Below are 14,353 nucleotides of genomic sequence, written 5' to 3'. Positions count from 1 at the left end.
TCATGCGGCCCGCGGCAGCTCCTCCGCGACCTCGGCGGCGCCGAAGACCTTGATGACGGGCTTGTTGTAGCTAACCGTCTGGCCGGCACGCGGGCCCTTCTTCGGCACGTACGAGACGTTCTCGATCGTGAGCGACGCGCGGACCGGCACACCGTCGGTGCCGCTCTCCTCGTCCCCGGCGTTGCCGTGCCGATCGAGGTCGGCGAACAGCGGGCCCAGGGCCTCCACGAGCTTCCAACTTCCGCTGTTGAAGCGGAACTTGCCGAGGTCCGGGGCGTCGGCCATGCGGAAGGTGATGTCCACGGACGGCTTCGGGCCGCGCATCTGCGTGGCCTTCATCTTCCGCTCCGCGATCAGCGACGGGCAGCCGCACGGCTGGCCCCTGTCCTCGTCCGGGGAGAGGTAGGTGAAGCCGTCGCAGTGGTGCGTCAGGCCGGCGCCGGGGACGAACTGCTTGAAGCTCGCGTCGACGCCGTCGGGTTCGATGACGATCTGGACCGTCTTGGCGTCGGTCAGGACTTCGAGGTTGTCCTCACGGTCGGTTTCCCAGGGCTCCGGCTCGCCGCCCAGGATCTCCGCGACCTTCGCCGCAACGCTCGGGTCGCCCGTGGTGACGCGCCACTCGTTCAGCGCCTCCGGCGTCTCCGTCCGCCCGGCCTTCACGAGCCGCCCGGACCGGAAGCGGCCGACGATGTCATCGGAGAAGGAGGGGGCCTCCTTCGGAGCGGCGTCGGGATCGGCGTCCCAGATGTTCGCGAGGTTGTTCGCCATGTGTGAGTGCCTCTCGTCGCTGTGTGCGTGTGGTCGGTTCTGCCCGACACCCTTGTTGTGTCGTAATCCGAGGTCGTTGTGACGGTCGACTTCGGAGACGCACGAGTCGACTTGCGCTGCTACCCGCGGGCTGCCAGCTCCGCCTTCAGGCGCCGGATCTCGTCGTCGCGCATCTGGAGCGCCTCCATGCCGAAGACGTGCTCATCCGCAGCACGGCGACGGGCGGAGAGCCAGGCAAGGCGGTAGCGGTCACGCGCGTCCTCCAGTTCCACGATGCGCACCGCCATCACGCGCGCACCCCAGCCCTGGTAGTACGTCTCGATGCGATCGTCGCGGTTGGTTTAGTCGACCATGCTCACAGCTCTTCCCCCTCCAGCCACCGCGCCACGTTCAACACGTCATCGACGCTCGGTTCCTCGCTCCCCCACGCAAGCCCCGTCACCAGGTCGTGCGCGGACTGGAAGACGACGGCCCGGTCCATGACCGCCCCGACCGGCGGGATGACGGGGACGGGCACGTCGGCCGGCGACTCCGTCGCTCCCGACTCGACGACGCGCAGGGGACCGTGTGTCGTCTCCGCATCCGCCAGCGAGCGCGCCTGTCCGGCGAAGCCGTCCACGGTGGACCGCACGCAGACCACATAGGCGTGCTTGTCGGACAGCGTCTCCCACGTGTCGCCGTCTCGGTCGATGTACTTCACGGGGTCTCCTCTCGCGGGCGCCTGCAAGGTGCGCCGGGGTTGCGCGAGCACGCCGCGCAGTCGCCGTCGCCATCGGTGTCGTTGGCGCACCGCCGGGTGTTGAGGTCGGGGTCGATGAGATCCGCGGCGTCGTCGATGCCCTCCGTCCATGCGGACTGGCCCACGAGCGTGGACTTCAGGGCCCGGATCTTCCGTGCATTCCGCCGCGACGTCTCCTCCTGGACCTCCTTCAACGCGCGACTACACAACGCCAGCCACTCGTCGGAGCCTTCGGAGCCGTCGGAGTTGACGAGGTCTATCCAGGCGCTCATGAGGACTCCTCCGGGTCGAGTCGCTGCGCCAGTACTTCGGCCAGCCTGACGTAAGCCTGAATCAGCCGGCACTCACGATCGTTCAGCGGCTTACGGATCTCCTCCGCCAGGGCGTGCGCGAACGCGAGCGTGGCCGCAGCACTCTCCGCGTAGGTCGGGGCGTTGACGGCGCCCCAGTAGGCCGTGCGGAGGCGGTCGGGCCAGTGCTCAGGCACGACACGCCCCACACCGGGGCAGTCATCCGCCCGATGACCGCTGCGCATCGTCTTGCAGGCCGCCGGCGCATGCTGATCACAGTCGTCGCGGACCTTGTCCCGGTCGACGAGGCCGCAGGGCTCCAGCGGGCACGGACAGGCGGCTTCGAGGTAGCCTCCGCCACCGAAGGATCGGCCGATGTGGGTCACGCTGCCTCCCACTCCACCGTCGTGTGCTTGTCCATCTCCATGTACAGCGCGTCGAGGTCGTCCTGACTCATGGCAACCGTCGCGATGGTGTCGTCCTGCGCGTTACGGACGCGGAGGTCGTACTTCAGGCCCCGCGGGGTGATGGTGACCGTCGACCCGTCGGCCGTGTGAATGGTGGTTCCGCCGTTGATCATGCGCGGCTCTCCTCTCGTAGCTCTTACGCACTAAGCCCCCGGCGCCGAGGCAACCGGGGGCGGTGTGGTGCGTGTGTGGTTGGTGTCTAGCCGAAAAGCCACTGGTACAGGGCGTAGCCGGCAGCGAACGCCATGGCGCCCACGACCAGGTGCAGGGTCACAACGAGTACGAGCGTCATGCCTCGTCCTCCTTCAGCTTGTTCAGCACCGCAGCCGCCAGGGCGGCCGTCTCGGGGTTCGCGTAGCGGGTGACGCCCCAGGACTGCCCCGAGCCGTTCTGGCGCATCAGGTGGTGCGCGCCGTGCTCCTCGCGGACGATGTAGCGGGCACGGTCGTTCCGGTCCCGCCGCTCCCGCTCCAGGGCCTCGGCGTACTCTTCGTCAGTCACTTGCGGCCTCCGTTACTTGCGGAACTTCCGGGCCACCACGGACAGCGCGTCCGTCCCCAGGACGAGAAGCACCGTCGTTCCGTAGCCAACCGCCGGAACCGCCGGCGCAAAGCCGTGGACGGCACCGACGGCCAGCATGAGGACGAAGGCGAGGAGCGGCAGAAGCGCCAGGTTCGCGGCAATGCTGGCCGCCCGTCGCTCGAACGCTTCCTTACGCTCCCGGTCCCGGGCCTGCGCCCGGTACTCCGCAGCCGTGCGCGGGGTGTCCGGGATGGTCATTCGCTCTCCCCGGGAAACAGATGGGGCCAACCCCACGGCTCTTGTGTGTCGACGAGCACCGCCCCGCCGCCAATGCGACGGAAGTCGGGGCTCTCCCGCATGTCGTAAGGACCTATGGCGCCATTAGGAATACGCCATTCTTCCGTGGTGTAGAACTTGCCGGTGGGCTTGAACAGGGTGACCGTCGCCCTGGTGGGAAGTCGGTGGTTCTCCGGGACGTCGGCTCGGCCCACGTTGTGCCCGCGAGGCAGCGAGCAGCCGAACCGACCGCAGATGCTCAACTGTGTCGTCATCTGCTCTCCCTTCACGCGTTCCGGGCCGCGTGGGCGGCCACGATGAGCCGGCGGGCGAACTCTTCGGCCTCGTCGGGCGTGATGTCGACGTACGTAGAGGTCGCCTGCCCCGGCTTCGGGTGGTCGTGCTGCACCACGGCGAAGGACACCACGCCGTCGAAGGTGATTGCTTCCGGGTCGGTCAGGGTGTTTGGGGTGCTCATTCGCTCTCCTCCCCCTTCAGTCGCGCGATCTCCCGCGCCTGGCTGACGATGACGGCCTTCAGCTCTGCCGTCTGCTTGACGTTCAGCGGGTCGTCGGTGGGCTTGAAGGTGTGCTCCTCCGCCGACGTGGTGTGCCAGATGACCGGCCCCACCGTCACCCTCGTGCGCTCGTCGGCCTCCTTCTTCAACCGCTCTGCCTCGCTCTGCCACGCGTCCCGCTCGTCGCTGAGCCGCTCAATGGCACTCAGGGCGTCGTCGAGTGAGCGCTTCAGCTCGACGCGGATGGGATCCGTGTTGCGCAGATGCCGGCGTAGTGCGAACCAGGAGCTACCGGGGATCGCGAAGGTACAGCGTCGGCCGTGAGGCCCCTCCGTCACCTTGACGAGGCCGTGCCCTGTGATGGTCAGCTCCGCGCGGAGCGGATCGGTGTACTCCTTCAGCGTCGTCTCGTAGCCGAGGTAGTGGTGCGTCATGCCGCTCACGCCGCTCTCCTTTGCGTGCCCGTGACGAACTCCCCGCCGCTCGCGATGGGCTTCCCGATCACGCGCTTCTTCGCCGTCGTCTCCCAGTCGAAGGTGTGCCGCAGGCTGAGGAAGTGCTCGAACACGTCCTCGTCGCACTTCACCGGCACAAGCTGCCAGCCCTCCGGGCGGACGTGGAGGACCGCCCCGCCCTGCATCGTGGGGACGTCGACCGACTCGCCGGACTCCGCCAGGATGATGCGGTCCGCGTAGCGGTAGGCGGAGAGCTGGAGGGCCACGGAGTCGTACACGGATTTCGACGTCTTCCAGTCAAAGAGGACGATCTCCCCGTCGACCTCCGCGATGGCGTCGAAGGAGCCGGCGTACTGGTGTGTGTCCGACCAGACGGTTTCCTCCAGGTAGAGGAACCTCGGCTGGACCTCCGCGAGGAACTCACGGAACCAGCGGACGTGCTGCTTCACGTCGATGTGAACGTGCCGGTCGCTGACCGTCTGCCCGCGGGCCAGACGCTCGAAGTAGTCGTGCGCGGCAGAGCCGATGTCCGACGCCGCCTTGCTCTTCCTCCGGTGCGCGCCCTTGAGGTAATCGGTGGCGCCCTTCGGATCGCGCTGCACGAGCTGGGAGATGATGTCCCAGTTCTCGACAGCCGCTTCCGCAGCCTCCTTCGCCGCCCAGTACATGAGGTAGTCCTTCGGCAGCATGCTGCCGACCGACGTCACGCCGGGAACCTTGATGTCCCCGTCATCGGGGTCGATGTAGAAACGGGACTCGCCCCGCTTGATCGTTGACACGCCTGCCATGTGGCCTCCAGGTGCTCCGTTGCCTACACCTGGGTTGTGTCGTAATCCGAGGCCGTTGTGACGGTCGACGTCGGGGAATCTTCCGCCTCCTCCCCCTGCCGGCCCCGTGGACAGACTGAGTGCCAAAGTGTCGAACTAACCACCCTTTTCACTTTCTCTCTAACGCGTGTAGAGAAAAATGAAAACAGGGGGTTAGTTCGACACTTTGGCACTCGGTTTGGCCCGGGGAGGACGAGGCGGCCGGTCGACGGGGGCGGGTCTAGCCCTCTGACCTGCGGTTTTTGATCTGGCGGCGCAGGCTGCGCACCTTGCTTTCGATGTCGGCCAGGTGCTGATCAAGGGCGGCACGCTGACCGTCGGTCATGTCCTCGTCAATCACGTTCGGCCGCATGTTGTCCACGATGCTCGCCACCACCTGAGCAAGGCGGAGATGGTCGGCCGTGGCCTTGATCGCCCCGCCGATGCCCGCAGCCTCGACGACGTCGGCCCGCACCTCACCCTTCGGTGCTGCACGCTTGCTCGGCTTGCTGCCCTTCTTCGGGGCGGGGGACGACGACTCGACGGCGGCCGACGTCGTTACCGCCTGGACGAGGGCCCGGTGCGTGGCGCGGGCATCCTGCCCCGTCTCCAGGGCCGACAGGTGCTTGAGCCCGAGCCGCGTCAGCTCCCGCGGCGTAAGGTGCCGGCGCAAGGCATTGGAGACGTGGTAGCGGACAGCGGCCTTGAACGAGTCGCCGTCCGCATCCGCCGATACGCCGGCAGCCGTGTACATCTCCTGGACCCGCTGCCGGTACTCGTAGCTCTCTCCGCGCCAGTCGTCCATGTCCTTCCTCAAAGCGACGAGGACGACGGCAAGATTCTTCTTCAGCAGCGTGGCAACGTCGGAGACCCGCATGACCTCCCGGGCGTAGGCGGTGCCCCGGGCGACGAGTGCCTCCGGGGTCTCCCCCGCCAGGTCGTCGACCTCCAGAGGTGGGAGGTCCCGCACAGACTCCCACCGCAGGGCAGGCGGCTTCCCCTGCCCGCGCTGGGTCTCCACCTCATGGGACGCCACGACTACTCCTCGATGATGCGGTGTCATTGCCGTCCGTCACCGTAGCGCAAATCACTTTGCGTAGGTAGCCCTTACCGGCATTCGCCGGAAGTTACTTAGGGGTGAACTCCGCGCTGCATATGCCACACATGATGGGTCCCTGTGCCGCGACGGTACGGGAGATGCGGTACGACCTTGGTGGAGCGCATTTACAGACGTACGTCACCCTGTCGACACGGCCTCGGTTCGACGTGGTCGGAAGCTCCAGATGAGGCAGGACGGCGGGAATTATGGCCTCTAGCGCGTCCAGGTCTTCGGCGTGTCTGTCTCGTGCCAAATCGCTCAATACCGGCTGGTGGTAGCCCTTGCCTCTGACCCGAGCCGTCCCGGCCGGCCACTCCAGTCCCACTTCCTCTGCGGCGCCCAGGAAGCGCGCGTTGTGGTACACCCCGTGCATGGTCGTATCGCCCACGCCACGAACCCAGTTCAGCAGGTGAGCGGCGTCGTGGAGGACGGTTTCCAGTACCGCTTCCTCCCCCGCTTGGAGCACGTCGACGGAGATGACGAGCCCGAGAACGCGTCCGCCAGGCTCGCGTTTCCACCGGGCCGGACCGTGGTCGAGCAGCCGGGGAGTGGGGGAGGTGACTGGGCCTATAGGCGGCAGGTCTGCCACGTGCTCTCGTAGTCGCGCCCATAGGGCGTCGATGACGGACAGCAGAGGGCCGGGTGAGGTCGGCATGTCGCGGAGTATATGAGCCGTACGGGCCCCTCCTGTGCCCCATCGCGAGTCGGTTTACGCACCTCTGACGATCCCCGTTGGGGAATGCCGTGCGAGAGCGGCGTAACTGGCGGTAGCCCATTCGAACATTCAGGCGAATTGCGTTGTTCGCCACAACGCAAAAAGCCCCCGCCCTCCCAAATGGGAAGACGGGGGCTGGGCACTACTCGACTGGCGTCACCTTCCGCCGCGCGCTCTCACCGACGAGGATCGGGAGGACGACGACGCCGACGGCACCGATCGTCTCTGCTGTGCCGGCGTTGATGGCGGGGAAGACGACCGCCAGAGCGAGCACGGCCGACGTCAGAGCGGCACGGAGCCGAACGGGCTCCTGGGCGGCGAATATCTGGAGGGCGACGTAGCCGCGGAGGATGATGTCGTTCAGGTAGGTGCGGATGCGCTTCATGAGTGCCTTTCGTGTCTGATGGGCGGTTGTCACTGCGCCCCGTCCTCGTGGGTTCGTGCATGCGCGGACGCAGCCGCTTCCGCCTCGCCACGTCCGAGCGCGAGGCCGCCCTTCGGGCAGGGAGACGGCCGCGGGGAGACACCTAGCTGCGCGGTGTGCAGGCATTGCCACCGCCAGCGGTACAGGCGACTGTGCGGGTAGGGGCTGACGCGGTACGGAACAGTCATCGCTGCGCCCCGCCCTGCCGCGCCCCGGCGGCCGGCTCGGTGGGGCATCCGCAGCCCCAGTTGTGCGTCTCGGGTGTCGGGCAGTGCTCGCTGTGCCCGATCCCGGCGTCGCATGCAGGGCAGTCGCGAGCGGGCTGCCCTGCGGCGGGCTGGTCGGTGGCGCGAAGGCGGTCGACGATGCACGCCACGTGCGAGCAGAGGCGATCGACCGTGCCGTCGTTGAAAACGCAGACGTCGGCGTCCGTGGCCGTCAGGGAGTTCTCCGACTCGTGGCCCATCCGCGGGACGCCAGGGCGCTCGATGTAGACGAGGTGGAACCCAGCCCGCTTCAGCGACTCCGCCTCGTTCGGGTACCTGACGTCGGTGATGACCACCGGGACGCCCGATTCATTGGCCTCGACGACCTTCCGCATCGCGGCGCGGAGCCAGAAGTCTTCGTCGATGGCGCGGATGGATGCGCCGAACTCCTGGAGGAAGCGGCGGACCTCGGGGTACTCGTCCTTCGCGCGCTCCCACGGAGACCGACGGTCAGGGTTCGAGTACGGACGCCGGTAGTCCACCACTGGAGGCATGCTCAGTACGTCGCTCAGCCGATTCTCGACGTCGCCGTATTCCTCCACCGCGATGATCGGGTCCACCTTCAGCGCTGCTTCCTTCAGCGCGTCCGCGAAGGCCACCCGCCGGTACCCGCGGTTGTTGACGAGCCACTGGCCGGCGGTGTCCTTGCCACTCCTGGCCCGCCCGATGATGCCGATGTTCTCCACGCGTCCTCCTCCTCGGTACGTACCTGCGTTGTGTCGTAATTTCGAGGGGTTGTGACGGTGGAGGGGTCAGAATCTTCGGATCATTCGCAGGCTGGTGGCGTAGAGTCCGCCACCGTCGAGGATGGAGGTGCCGCCCAGATCGCTCATGGTCGGACCGTTGGGCGTTTTCCTTGAGTTCAGGAAGCGGTACCGGCCCGCGCTGTCGATGCCGATGAAGATCCCGTTGTGGTCGATCTGCCCACTGACGGCGTCACCCGAGTCGGCGTCGAAGAGCGGGATGTCTCCGACACGCATCGCGGTCAGCGGCGGAGCACTGCCCGTCGCCTGCGCTACGACCACGCCAGGGCCGTACGGTGCGATGTCCTTCGTCTGGCGCGGGAGCACTAGACCGTCGAAGTCCGCAGCCCGCGTACGGACCATGGGGACGCCCATGTGGTAGCCGTAGACCATGCGGACGTAGCCCGAGCAGTCCATGCAGCGCAGTTCGCTGGCCTTGGCCGCCTCAGCCTCCCCGTTGGGGAAGACCCAGTCGGTGCCGATGTAGTCGTGGAAGTCGGCGCCTTCGACGCGGGCTCCCCCAGCGTCGTTCGGTCCGTAGAGCGCCTCCCCTGCCACCTGCCGGCCGCCGATGCGCGAGTCTGTGACCACCGGAGCACCAGTGATGTACGACATGGCGTGCGCGAGCGCGTCGGGGCTGGTGTCGACCGCCCACGCCCGAATCTGATCCGCAAGCGTCGGCGTCCACGTGCCGTCGAAGGGGGTGGCGAGGACGCGGACCCATGTGTTGTGTGTGACCGTCGGTGGGCTTGGCCACGTTCCGGAGTAGAGCTGGATGTCGTGCACTCGGAATTGGATCGGGAGGGCAGTGCTGCCGGTGCTCGCGATGGCGCGCACGCCGATCCGTCCGGCGCCGAGCGTGGCGTCCACGACCTCGTGCGTCCACGTGCCTGGCTCCGTCGTACCGTCCTTCCAGGCGCGGCACCTGAGCGTCGTCCCGGCCCGCTGGGCGCGGATGTGCCAGATGTCTCCGGCGACGTATCCGGTGCCGACGGTTGTCAGGGCGCCGATCGTGGTCGTCCCTGCCGATGTCTGGCACTCCAGCACGAGCTGCACCGTCCCCGAGGTGAGGACGGAGAGCCGCGCGCGGTACTGCGACGTCGAAGACGTGTAGGCGAACGACAGTCCCAGGCTGGATGCGTTGCCCGTGGCGGGCTTGTCCATCGACCACGAGAGCCGAGCGTCCAAGTCCGTTATGTCGTTAACCAGCGACGTGTGCCGGCTTGCGTTCTCCGCGCTCACGGAGATCAGCCCGCGCCCCGGAGTGACGGTGTAGTCGGCGTCGGTGCCGTTGGAGTTGGACCACGTCCCGCCACCTGTCGACGGGCCCCAACCAGCCGTGGTTGTCCGCTGGAACAGGTCAGTGAACGGGCGCTTCTGCTCAGTGAACGTCCGCGTCTGCCCCCTCATGGTCACCGTCCTGGCGCCCGTGGTGAGGGTGGCCAAGAGCCCCTGTGCGTCGGACACCTGGAGTATCGGAGGCGGACCGGGGACGGTCACGACGGACAGGTCCCCGGGCAGCGGGTCGAGGTACGTCTCGTCATCCGCGACGATGATCGCGCCGGGCATCAGGCCCCCTGCGTGATGTCGACCTGGATCGTCACGGCGGACGGGCTTCCGGTAACGCCCGTGACCTTCAGCACGAGGGAGTCTCCGGCGGCGAACGCCGCGTTCTGGAGCGTGCCGCCCGTCAGCCAGGTGTCCGCGGTGCTGAGTGAAAGGTCCGTGGCCAGGAGGTTCGACCCACCCTTCGCGGCGTTGATCGTCGCTCCCGTTCCGCCGGTCCGGTAGCCGCGGACGGCTGTGACGGTGCACGCCTTCGGGGCACGCCAGACGACGTAGGACGTCGCGGCCGTAGGGGTCGGGAAGACTGCCGCCTTCGTCGTCGTGACCGTACCGAGTGCGACGATCGAGCCGTCAGCCTGCCGGACGAACGCCTTGCCGCCCCTGGAGTAGAAGACCGAGCCGCCGGCCAAGCTGTCCGAGTCAGTGGCCCGGTCCCTGACCGCCACCTGACCCGTCGCGTCCAGGGCTCCGTAGATACGGAGGTCACCGGCCGGGCCCAGAGAGAACTTGTCGCTTCCTCCCGCCCGAAGCACCATGAGACGGGCCGTAGAGCCTGTCGGAACGTCGACGATCAGACTGTTCACGTTCGGGTCGGTCGTGTTGACCCGAAGCCCGCCCTGAGCGGTGACAGAGCCCGTCACAGTGCCGCCGGTAGAGCTGTACGCCCCGATGTCCGCGGGCACCAGGGAGACCGTCCCCGACTTGCCGTTGACGCTGGAGACGCCGCCGACGAGGGATACCCCGGCGGGCCAGGCCGACGCAGCCTTCGGGCCGTGCAACATCACGGCTCCGGGCGTGGTGTTGATGTAGTAGTCACCGTCCACACCGATGGCAGCAGACGGGGCAGCGGGGCCGCTGTAGATCGCCGAGCCGTTGATACCGTCCCGTCCCGCAGGGCCCGTGACGACGACGTACTCCCCCGGAGCCGGATCGGTCGGCGCGATGTCCGCAAGGTCCACCGCCGGCGTCGCTGCGGGGAGGGCGACGTGGTAGGTCCGCCCGTCGGCCCGGTGCATCCGCTCGACGACCGTGTACGTCCAGTCGTGCGGCGTCATCCCCGGCGCGTCGGTCGGGATGAGGGCCACGGCGAAAGCCCCGTCGCCGTCCAGCGGCACCGTGACGGCACCCACGCTGATGAAGTCGGCGTCAGGGAAGGTCAGGTGACCGGGCGGCTCGAAGGAGATGCTGCCGGAGAGCGGCTGGCCGTCGGGGCGGATGAAGCGGCCCGAGACGACGACCGTAGAGATGCCGTCGGGGATGGCCATTTACTCTCCTCCAGGGGGCTGCGGGCGCCCGATGAGCAGGTGTTCGGCGTCGTGGCCGGCCTGCCATTCACGGATGCGGGATACGTCCTCGCGGACGTCGTCGATGTCGTCGCGCACGTCGTTGATGCGGGAATCGAGCCGGGAGCCGAGAGCCGTGACCGCCTGCGCCACGGCCTCCCGCGTCACCTGGCCGTCCGCCTCCACCGCCCCGCGGGCACGCCGCAGGAGGAGCGGGAAGGTCGCGGGCACCACTGCCGCTACGACCACGCCAAGTGCGCCGATAATGGCGATGAGGATCTCCACCAGGCACTCACGCCTTAGCGGTGAAGCCGTGGCGCGCGGCCAGCTTCTTCAGGGACTCCAGACCGACGGAGCCCGTCGCGGCGGAACCGGTGTACCCCATCTGCCGGCGGAAGGCGTTGTAAGCGTCGTCGGTGAGCGTCCCCCACGAGCCGTCGGCCGCGTACTTGGCCGCGAGCAGCCCCTCAGCCTTGAGCGCCGCCTCCACCACCTTGACCTCAGCCGGGTACGTCGTGTGCCCGGTGGCCGCCGGGATGTCCTTCGCGCGAGCGGCGTTCAGGTGGGCGACGGAGACGGTCGGCTTGGCAGCGGGCTTCGAGGCCGGGGCCTTCAGCTTGAGCACCTGGCCGGGCCTGATGACGTACGGCGACCTGATGCCGTTCAGGCTCGCGATGGTCTCCCACTTGACGCCCGTGTCCGCGCCGATGCCGGACAGGGTGTCGCCCGCCTTGACGGTGTAGGTGTCGGCCGACATCGAGCCGCCGGGCTCCTTCACCGGATTGCCCGCCTTCAGGAGGGCGGCCCGGTCGACCGCGCCCGGGTCCCAGTGGTCGTTGCCGGGGACGTTGCAGTGACCGTAGTGCCCGCCCTCGGTCGCCCAGGTGACGCGGCTGCGCGACGAGTCAGAGCCATAGCTCGACGCCAGTGCGCCGGCGGGCCAGACGTCGGGGACGTCCCATGAGCGGATCGCTCGCATGAGGGCACGGAAGTTGGGGCCCGGCTTCCAGTAGTCCGTGAAGGGCTTGCCGGCTCGGGCCAGTACCTCGATCTGGATACAGACGCGCCCGGTCCGGTTCGTCCGCGTGCTTCCGTCGTTCCGCAGAGCACGGGCCGACTCGTTCAGCGGGCCGTACTGACCGAGCCGGTCCGTCGTCGGGTCGTAGAGGATGTGCGGCTCCGACGCCGCCCGGGTCAGGTACGCGCCGACGGCGTCGAAGGCTGCGTCCCCCGCCCCGCTCTCCGTGGTGTGCCAGACGACACGGGGACCGGCCGACGGTGTGTCCATGAGGCCGCCTATCCTCCCGCTCCCCAGCCTCTCCGCTTCCTTGATCCAGATTTCACCCATGTGCATTCCCTCCAGGGCATGAAAAAGGCCCCGTCACTACGGGGCGGACGTCGGCTGTGTGCCGTTCAGTTGATGCTGAATCGGATGCCGTCGAGGGCGAGCCAGTCGCTCTTGGAGTTGACCGGCATGATGTAGAGCATTTCGCCGCCGGGCGCGAAAGCAATACGGCCGGCGAAGTAGGAAACGCCGCTCGTGTTCTGGAAGTTGCCAGCCGACACGAAGTACCTATATCCGCCCGTCGGACGGGCCTCCGTGGGCAGCGTCCCGAAACGCGTTTCGACGTTCGTCAGGAGATCCGCGCCGCTCGTTCGCTTGAATGTTCCACGGAGATGAACCTCGTCGTTGACGACCCGGTAAGCGGGGCCTCCGGTATTCGCGCTGTATCCCGTGGCAAACGTGAAAGGCTTCCACGGCCCGGGGGACAGCGGACGCCAAACGCCGTCACCATCCCGCCGATCGTAGCGATCCTCCGCGACGAGATAGGTAACCATCCCGGGGACAGGCTTCGTAGCACCAGACAGCGCCGCAGAACGCGCGTTGGCATTGGCGAAACGCATCACAGTCTGCGGGACAACCCCGTTGACGATGGATTGCGTTGCGACCTCGATATCGGGCGCGTCGCCCAACACCGGGTACGGAACTCCCTGGGCGTAGGAATCGTTTCTGGGCATGCTTGAGGCGCCTCCTAGAGGCTGCGGAAATTGGTCAGGCCAGTGCGCCGTCGACGACCCAATTGCCGTCGGAATTGCGCGATACCTTGACGACGTCATTGACCGCCGGAGACGAATAGGACTTCATCCGGCGGACTCCAGGGACCGGGCCGCGAGCAGTTTCGATATCGACGGTGCCGTCGGGGTTGACGGCCGTGACGCTGGCCAGCCCCCACGAGGCGGCCCGCTGCGTCACGAGCTGCACGACAAGGCGCTGAACTGCGTCGATGAGCTGAGGAGAGAGCCTCACTCGTCCTCCTCCTTCCCTCCGCGGAGCGTCAGAGAGAAGTCTCCAGTGGCCGTCAGAGGGACCGTCACGGACTGCACGAGATACCGCTCCTTTCGCCCGGCGTGGGTAAGGCGGACAATGTCGTTGCCTTCCAGAGCCGGGTTCGGGAGGGCGTCAAGAGAGGTTTCTACATTGGCAGCTATGGCGTCGTAGAGTTCGAATTCCGCCGCATTCTGGCAGTCCCCTTGGGTCACCCAAAGGGAGGACGAAATGAACTTGGTCACCTTGCCGTACGGGCCGCCCCACCGGGTAGGGCTGGAGGGGCTTGTATCCCGCGCTATTCCACTGACGGGGATTCCGTAGTTCGCCGCGTTCTCCCCCGAGGCAACAACGGCGTTGTAAACGGCCGTTCGGGAAACGGAACGGGCGGAGGAGATCAGCGTTCCGCCCTCCCCCTCCGCAATATCCCACGCAACGGATCCCGTCAGGATGTTCGGGAGATCCCTGACGACGAATCGGTTAAGGGAATCGACGAAGACTTCAGCGTTCATCGCGCGGGCTATCTGCGCAACGGCGTCCCACCGGTCATTCCCGGCATCCCACGTAGCGACTGCCACGAGTGGGTTTCGGTTTCCGGTCGTCAGATTGGAGATCGCGGCACTGGGGAGCGTTTGACGAATGAGCGTGGATATGGCGTCGAAGCAACCACCCATCCCGCGCGTGGTAACTGGGACCTGAAACTTATCGTCGATGACCGCCGCTTCGAGCGACGATCCCGACAGGGAAATGGGCCCCTCGAAGACGTCGCCGGACGGGTTATCGATCCGGAAGGTTCCGAGAGGGACCCATTCTTCCGAGCCGTCGGAGAAGCGGATTCCCCGGGAGACCACAAGTTCCTGACCGTAGGGCGCCAGGAGGTCTGTCTCCTTCCACGGAAGGAGCGCCGGATCGGGGATCGTCAGCGACAGCTTGCGGCGGATCTTCGACGCCCGGTCGACCGTGACGGCCCCGTCGGAGAACGGGATCGCGGCCCGGCGGAGCTGACCGGCGTAGTAGGCGTCGACCTTGGCCACCATCGTGTGCGACGTGGCCAAGGTGCGGAGGAACTTCGAGCTGACGGGGTACAT

Annotated in this window: 23 protein-coding genes; all 23 read right to left on the bottom strand. The window is 67.3% G+C overall.

Annotated features, from left to right (window positions below; all coding sequences use genetic code 11):
• Entirely contained in the window at positions 1 to 771 is a 771-nt protein-coding gene (locus ACZ7LB_RS08075; protein ID WP_471466164.1) for a recombination directionality factor, read from the bottom strand.
• 119 nt (positions 772 to 890) lie between these two features.
• On the bottom strand, positions 891 to 1,058 hold the full coding sequence (locus tag ACZ7LB_RS08070; protein WP_471466162.1) for a hypothetical protein: 168 nt from the start codon (positions 1,056 to 1,058) through the stop codon (positions 891 to 893).
• 68 nt (positions 1,059 to 1,126) lie between these two features.
• The gene (locus ACZ7LB_RS08065; protein WP_471466161.1) at positions 1,127 to 1,471 is read right to left on the bottom strand and encodes a hypothetical protein; all 345 of its coding nucleotides are present in this window, start codon (positions 1,469 to 1,471) and stop codon (positions 1,127 to 1,129) included.
• Positions 1,468 to 1,782, bottom strand: coding sequence for a hypothetical protein (locus ACZ7LB_RS08060; protein WP_471466159.1), 315 nt, complete (start codon positions 1,780 to 1,782; stop codon positions 1,468 to 1,470). Before ACZ7LB_RS08060 ends, ACZ7LB_RS08065 begins: the two co-directional genes overlap by 4 nt.
• Complete coding sequence (locus ACZ7LB_RS08055) at positions 1,779 to 2,186, bottom strand: hypothetical protein (protein WP_471466157.1); 408 nt, start codon at positions 2,184 to 2,186, stop codon at positions 1,779 to 1,781. Before ACZ7LB_RS08055 ends, ACZ7LB_RS08060 begins: the two co-directional genes overlap by 4 nt.
• Positions 2,183 to 2,380, bottom strand: a complete 198-nt coding sequence (locus ACZ7LB_RS08050) for a hypothetical protein (protein ID WP_471466155.1) — start codon at positions 2,378 to 2,380, stop codon at positions 2,183 to 2,185. Before ACZ7LB_RS08050 ends, ACZ7LB_RS08055 begins: the two co-directional genes overlap by 4 nt.
• 175 nt (positions 2,381 to 2,555) lie before the next feature.
• Positions 2,556 to 2,768: a hypothetical protein gene (locus ACZ7LB_RS08045; protein ID WP_471466153.1), complete on the bottom strand. Its 213-nt coding sequence runs from the start codon at positions 2,766 to 2,768 to the stop codon at positions 2,556 to 2,558.
• A gap of 12 nt (positions 2,769 to 2,780) precedes the next feature.
• Entirely contained in the window at positions 2,781 to 3,047 is a 267-nt protein-coding gene (locus ACZ7LB_RS08040; RefSeq protein WP_471466152.1) for a hypothetical protein, read from the bottom strand.
• Positions 3,044 to 3,340 carry a hypothetical protein gene (locus tag ACZ7LB_RS08035; RefSeq protein ID WP_471466150.1) on the bottom strand — a complete coding sequence of 99 codons (297 nt, stop codon included), beginning with the start codon at positions 3,338 to 3,340 and terminating at the stop codon, positions 3,044 to 3,046. Before ACZ7LB_RS08035 ends, ACZ7LB_RS08040 begins: the two co-directional genes overlap by 4 nt.
• 11 nt (positions 3,341 to 3,351) lie before the next feature.
• A complete protein-coding gene (locus ACZ7LB_RS08030) occupies positions 3,352 to 3,543 on the bottom strand; it encodes a hypothetical protein (protein WP_471466149.1) in 192 nt (63 codons plus the stop codon).
• Positions 3,540 to 4,025, bottom strand: coding sequence for a hypothetical protein (locus ACZ7LB_RS08025; RefSeq protein WP_471466147.1), 486 nt, complete (start codon positions 4,023 to 4,025; stop codon positions 3,540 to 3,542). The genes ACZ7LB_RS08030 and ACZ7LB_RS08025 overlap by 4 nt, the downstream gene beginning before the upstream one ends.
• The gene (locus ACZ7LB_RS08020) at positions 4,022 to 4,825 is read right to left on the bottom strand and encodes a hypothetical protein (protein ID WP_471466146.1); all 804 of its coding nucleotides are present in this window, start codon (positions 4,823 to 4,825) and stop codon (positions 4,022 to 4,024) included. The genes ACZ7LB_RS08025 and ACZ7LB_RS08020 overlap by 4 nt, the downstream gene beginning before the upstream one ends.
• Before the next feature lie 259 nt (positions 4,826 to 5,084).
• Positions 5,085 to 5,879: a hypothetical protein gene (locus ACZ7LB_RS08015; RefSeq protein ID WP_471466145.1), complete on the bottom strand. Its 795-nt coding sequence runs from the start codon at positions 5,877 to 5,879 to the stop codon at positions 5,085 to 5,087.
• 91 nt (positions 5,880 to 5,970) lie between these two features.
• Positions 5,971 to 6,597, bottom strand: coding sequence for a hypothetical protein (locus tag ACZ7LB_RS08010; protein WP_471466143.1), 627 nt, complete (start codon positions 6,595 to 6,597; stop codon positions 5,971 to 5,973).
• 202 nt (positions 6,598 to 6,799) lie between these two features.
• Positions 6,800 to 7,042, bottom strand: a complete 243-nt coding sequence (locus ACZ7LB_RS08005; protein ID WP_471466142.1) for a hypothetical protein — start codon at positions 7,040 to 7,042, stop codon at positions 6,800 to 6,802.
• Positions 7,043 to 7,265: 223 nt separating this feature from the next.
• Positions 7,266 to 8,033, bottom strand: coding sequence for a deoxynucleotide monophosphate kinase family protein (locus ACZ7LB_RS08000; RefSeq protein WP_471466140.1), 768 nt, complete (start codon positions 8,031 to 8,033; stop codon positions 7,266 to 7,268).
• A gap of 66 nt (positions 8,034 to 8,099) precedes the next feature.
• Positions 8,100 to 9,659, bottom strand: coding sequence for an NlpC/P60 family protein (locus ACZ7LB_RS07995; RefSeq protein WP_471466139.1), 1,560 nt, complete (start codon positions 9,657 to 9,659; stop codon positions 8,100 to 8,102).
• The gene (locus ACZ7LB_RS07990) at positions 9,659 to 10,921 is read right to left on the bottom strand and encodes a hypothetical protein (protein WP_471466138.1); all 1,263 of its coding nucleotides are present in this window, start codon (positions 10,919 to 10,921) and stop codon (positions 9,659 to 9,661) included. Before ACZ7LB_RS07990 ends, ACZ7LB_RS07995 begins: the two co-directional genes overlap by 1 nt.
• A complete protein-coding gene (locus tag ACZ7LB_RS07985) occupies positions 10,922 to 11,224 on the bottom strand; it encodes a hypothetical protein (RefSeq protein WP_471466136.1) in 303 nt (100 codons plus the stop codon).
• A gap of 7 nt (positions 11,225 to 11,231) precedes the next feature.
• A complete protein-coding gene (locus tag ACZ7LB_RS07980) occupies positions 11,232 to 12,287 on the bottom strand; it encodes a LysM peptidoglycan-binding domain-containing protein (protein ID WP_471466135.1) in 1,056 nt (351 codons plus the stop codon).
• 65 nt (positions 12,288 to 12,352) lie between these two features.
• On the bottom strand, positions 12,353 to 12,958 hold the full coding sequence (locus ACZ7LB_RS07975) for a hypothetical protein (RefSeq protein WP_471466134.1): 606 nt from the start codon (positions 12,956 to 12,958) through the stop codon (positions 12,353 to 12,355).
• Between the two features lie 34 nt (positions 12,959 to 12,992).
• Entirely contained in the window at positions 12,993 to 13,247 is a 255-nt protein-coding gene (locus ACZ7LB_RS07970; protein WP_471466133.1) for a hypothetical protein, read from the bottom strand.
• Positions 13,244 to 14,353 carry a DUF5047 domain-containing protein gene (locus ACZ7LB_RS07965; protein WP_471466132.1) on the bottom strand — a complete coding sequence of 370 codons (1,110 nt, stop codon included), beginning with the start codon at positions 14,351 to 14,353 and terminating at the stop codon, positions 13,244 to 13,246. The genes ACZ7LB_RS07970 and ACZ7LB_RS07965 overlap by 4 nt, the downstream gene beginning before the upstream one ends.

This window comes from Streptomyces sp. NPDC107521 (assembly GCF_055598485.1).
The sequence above is the reverse complement of the archived record's forward strand: the minus strand, read 5'-3'. Positions and strand labels throughout refer to the sequence as shown.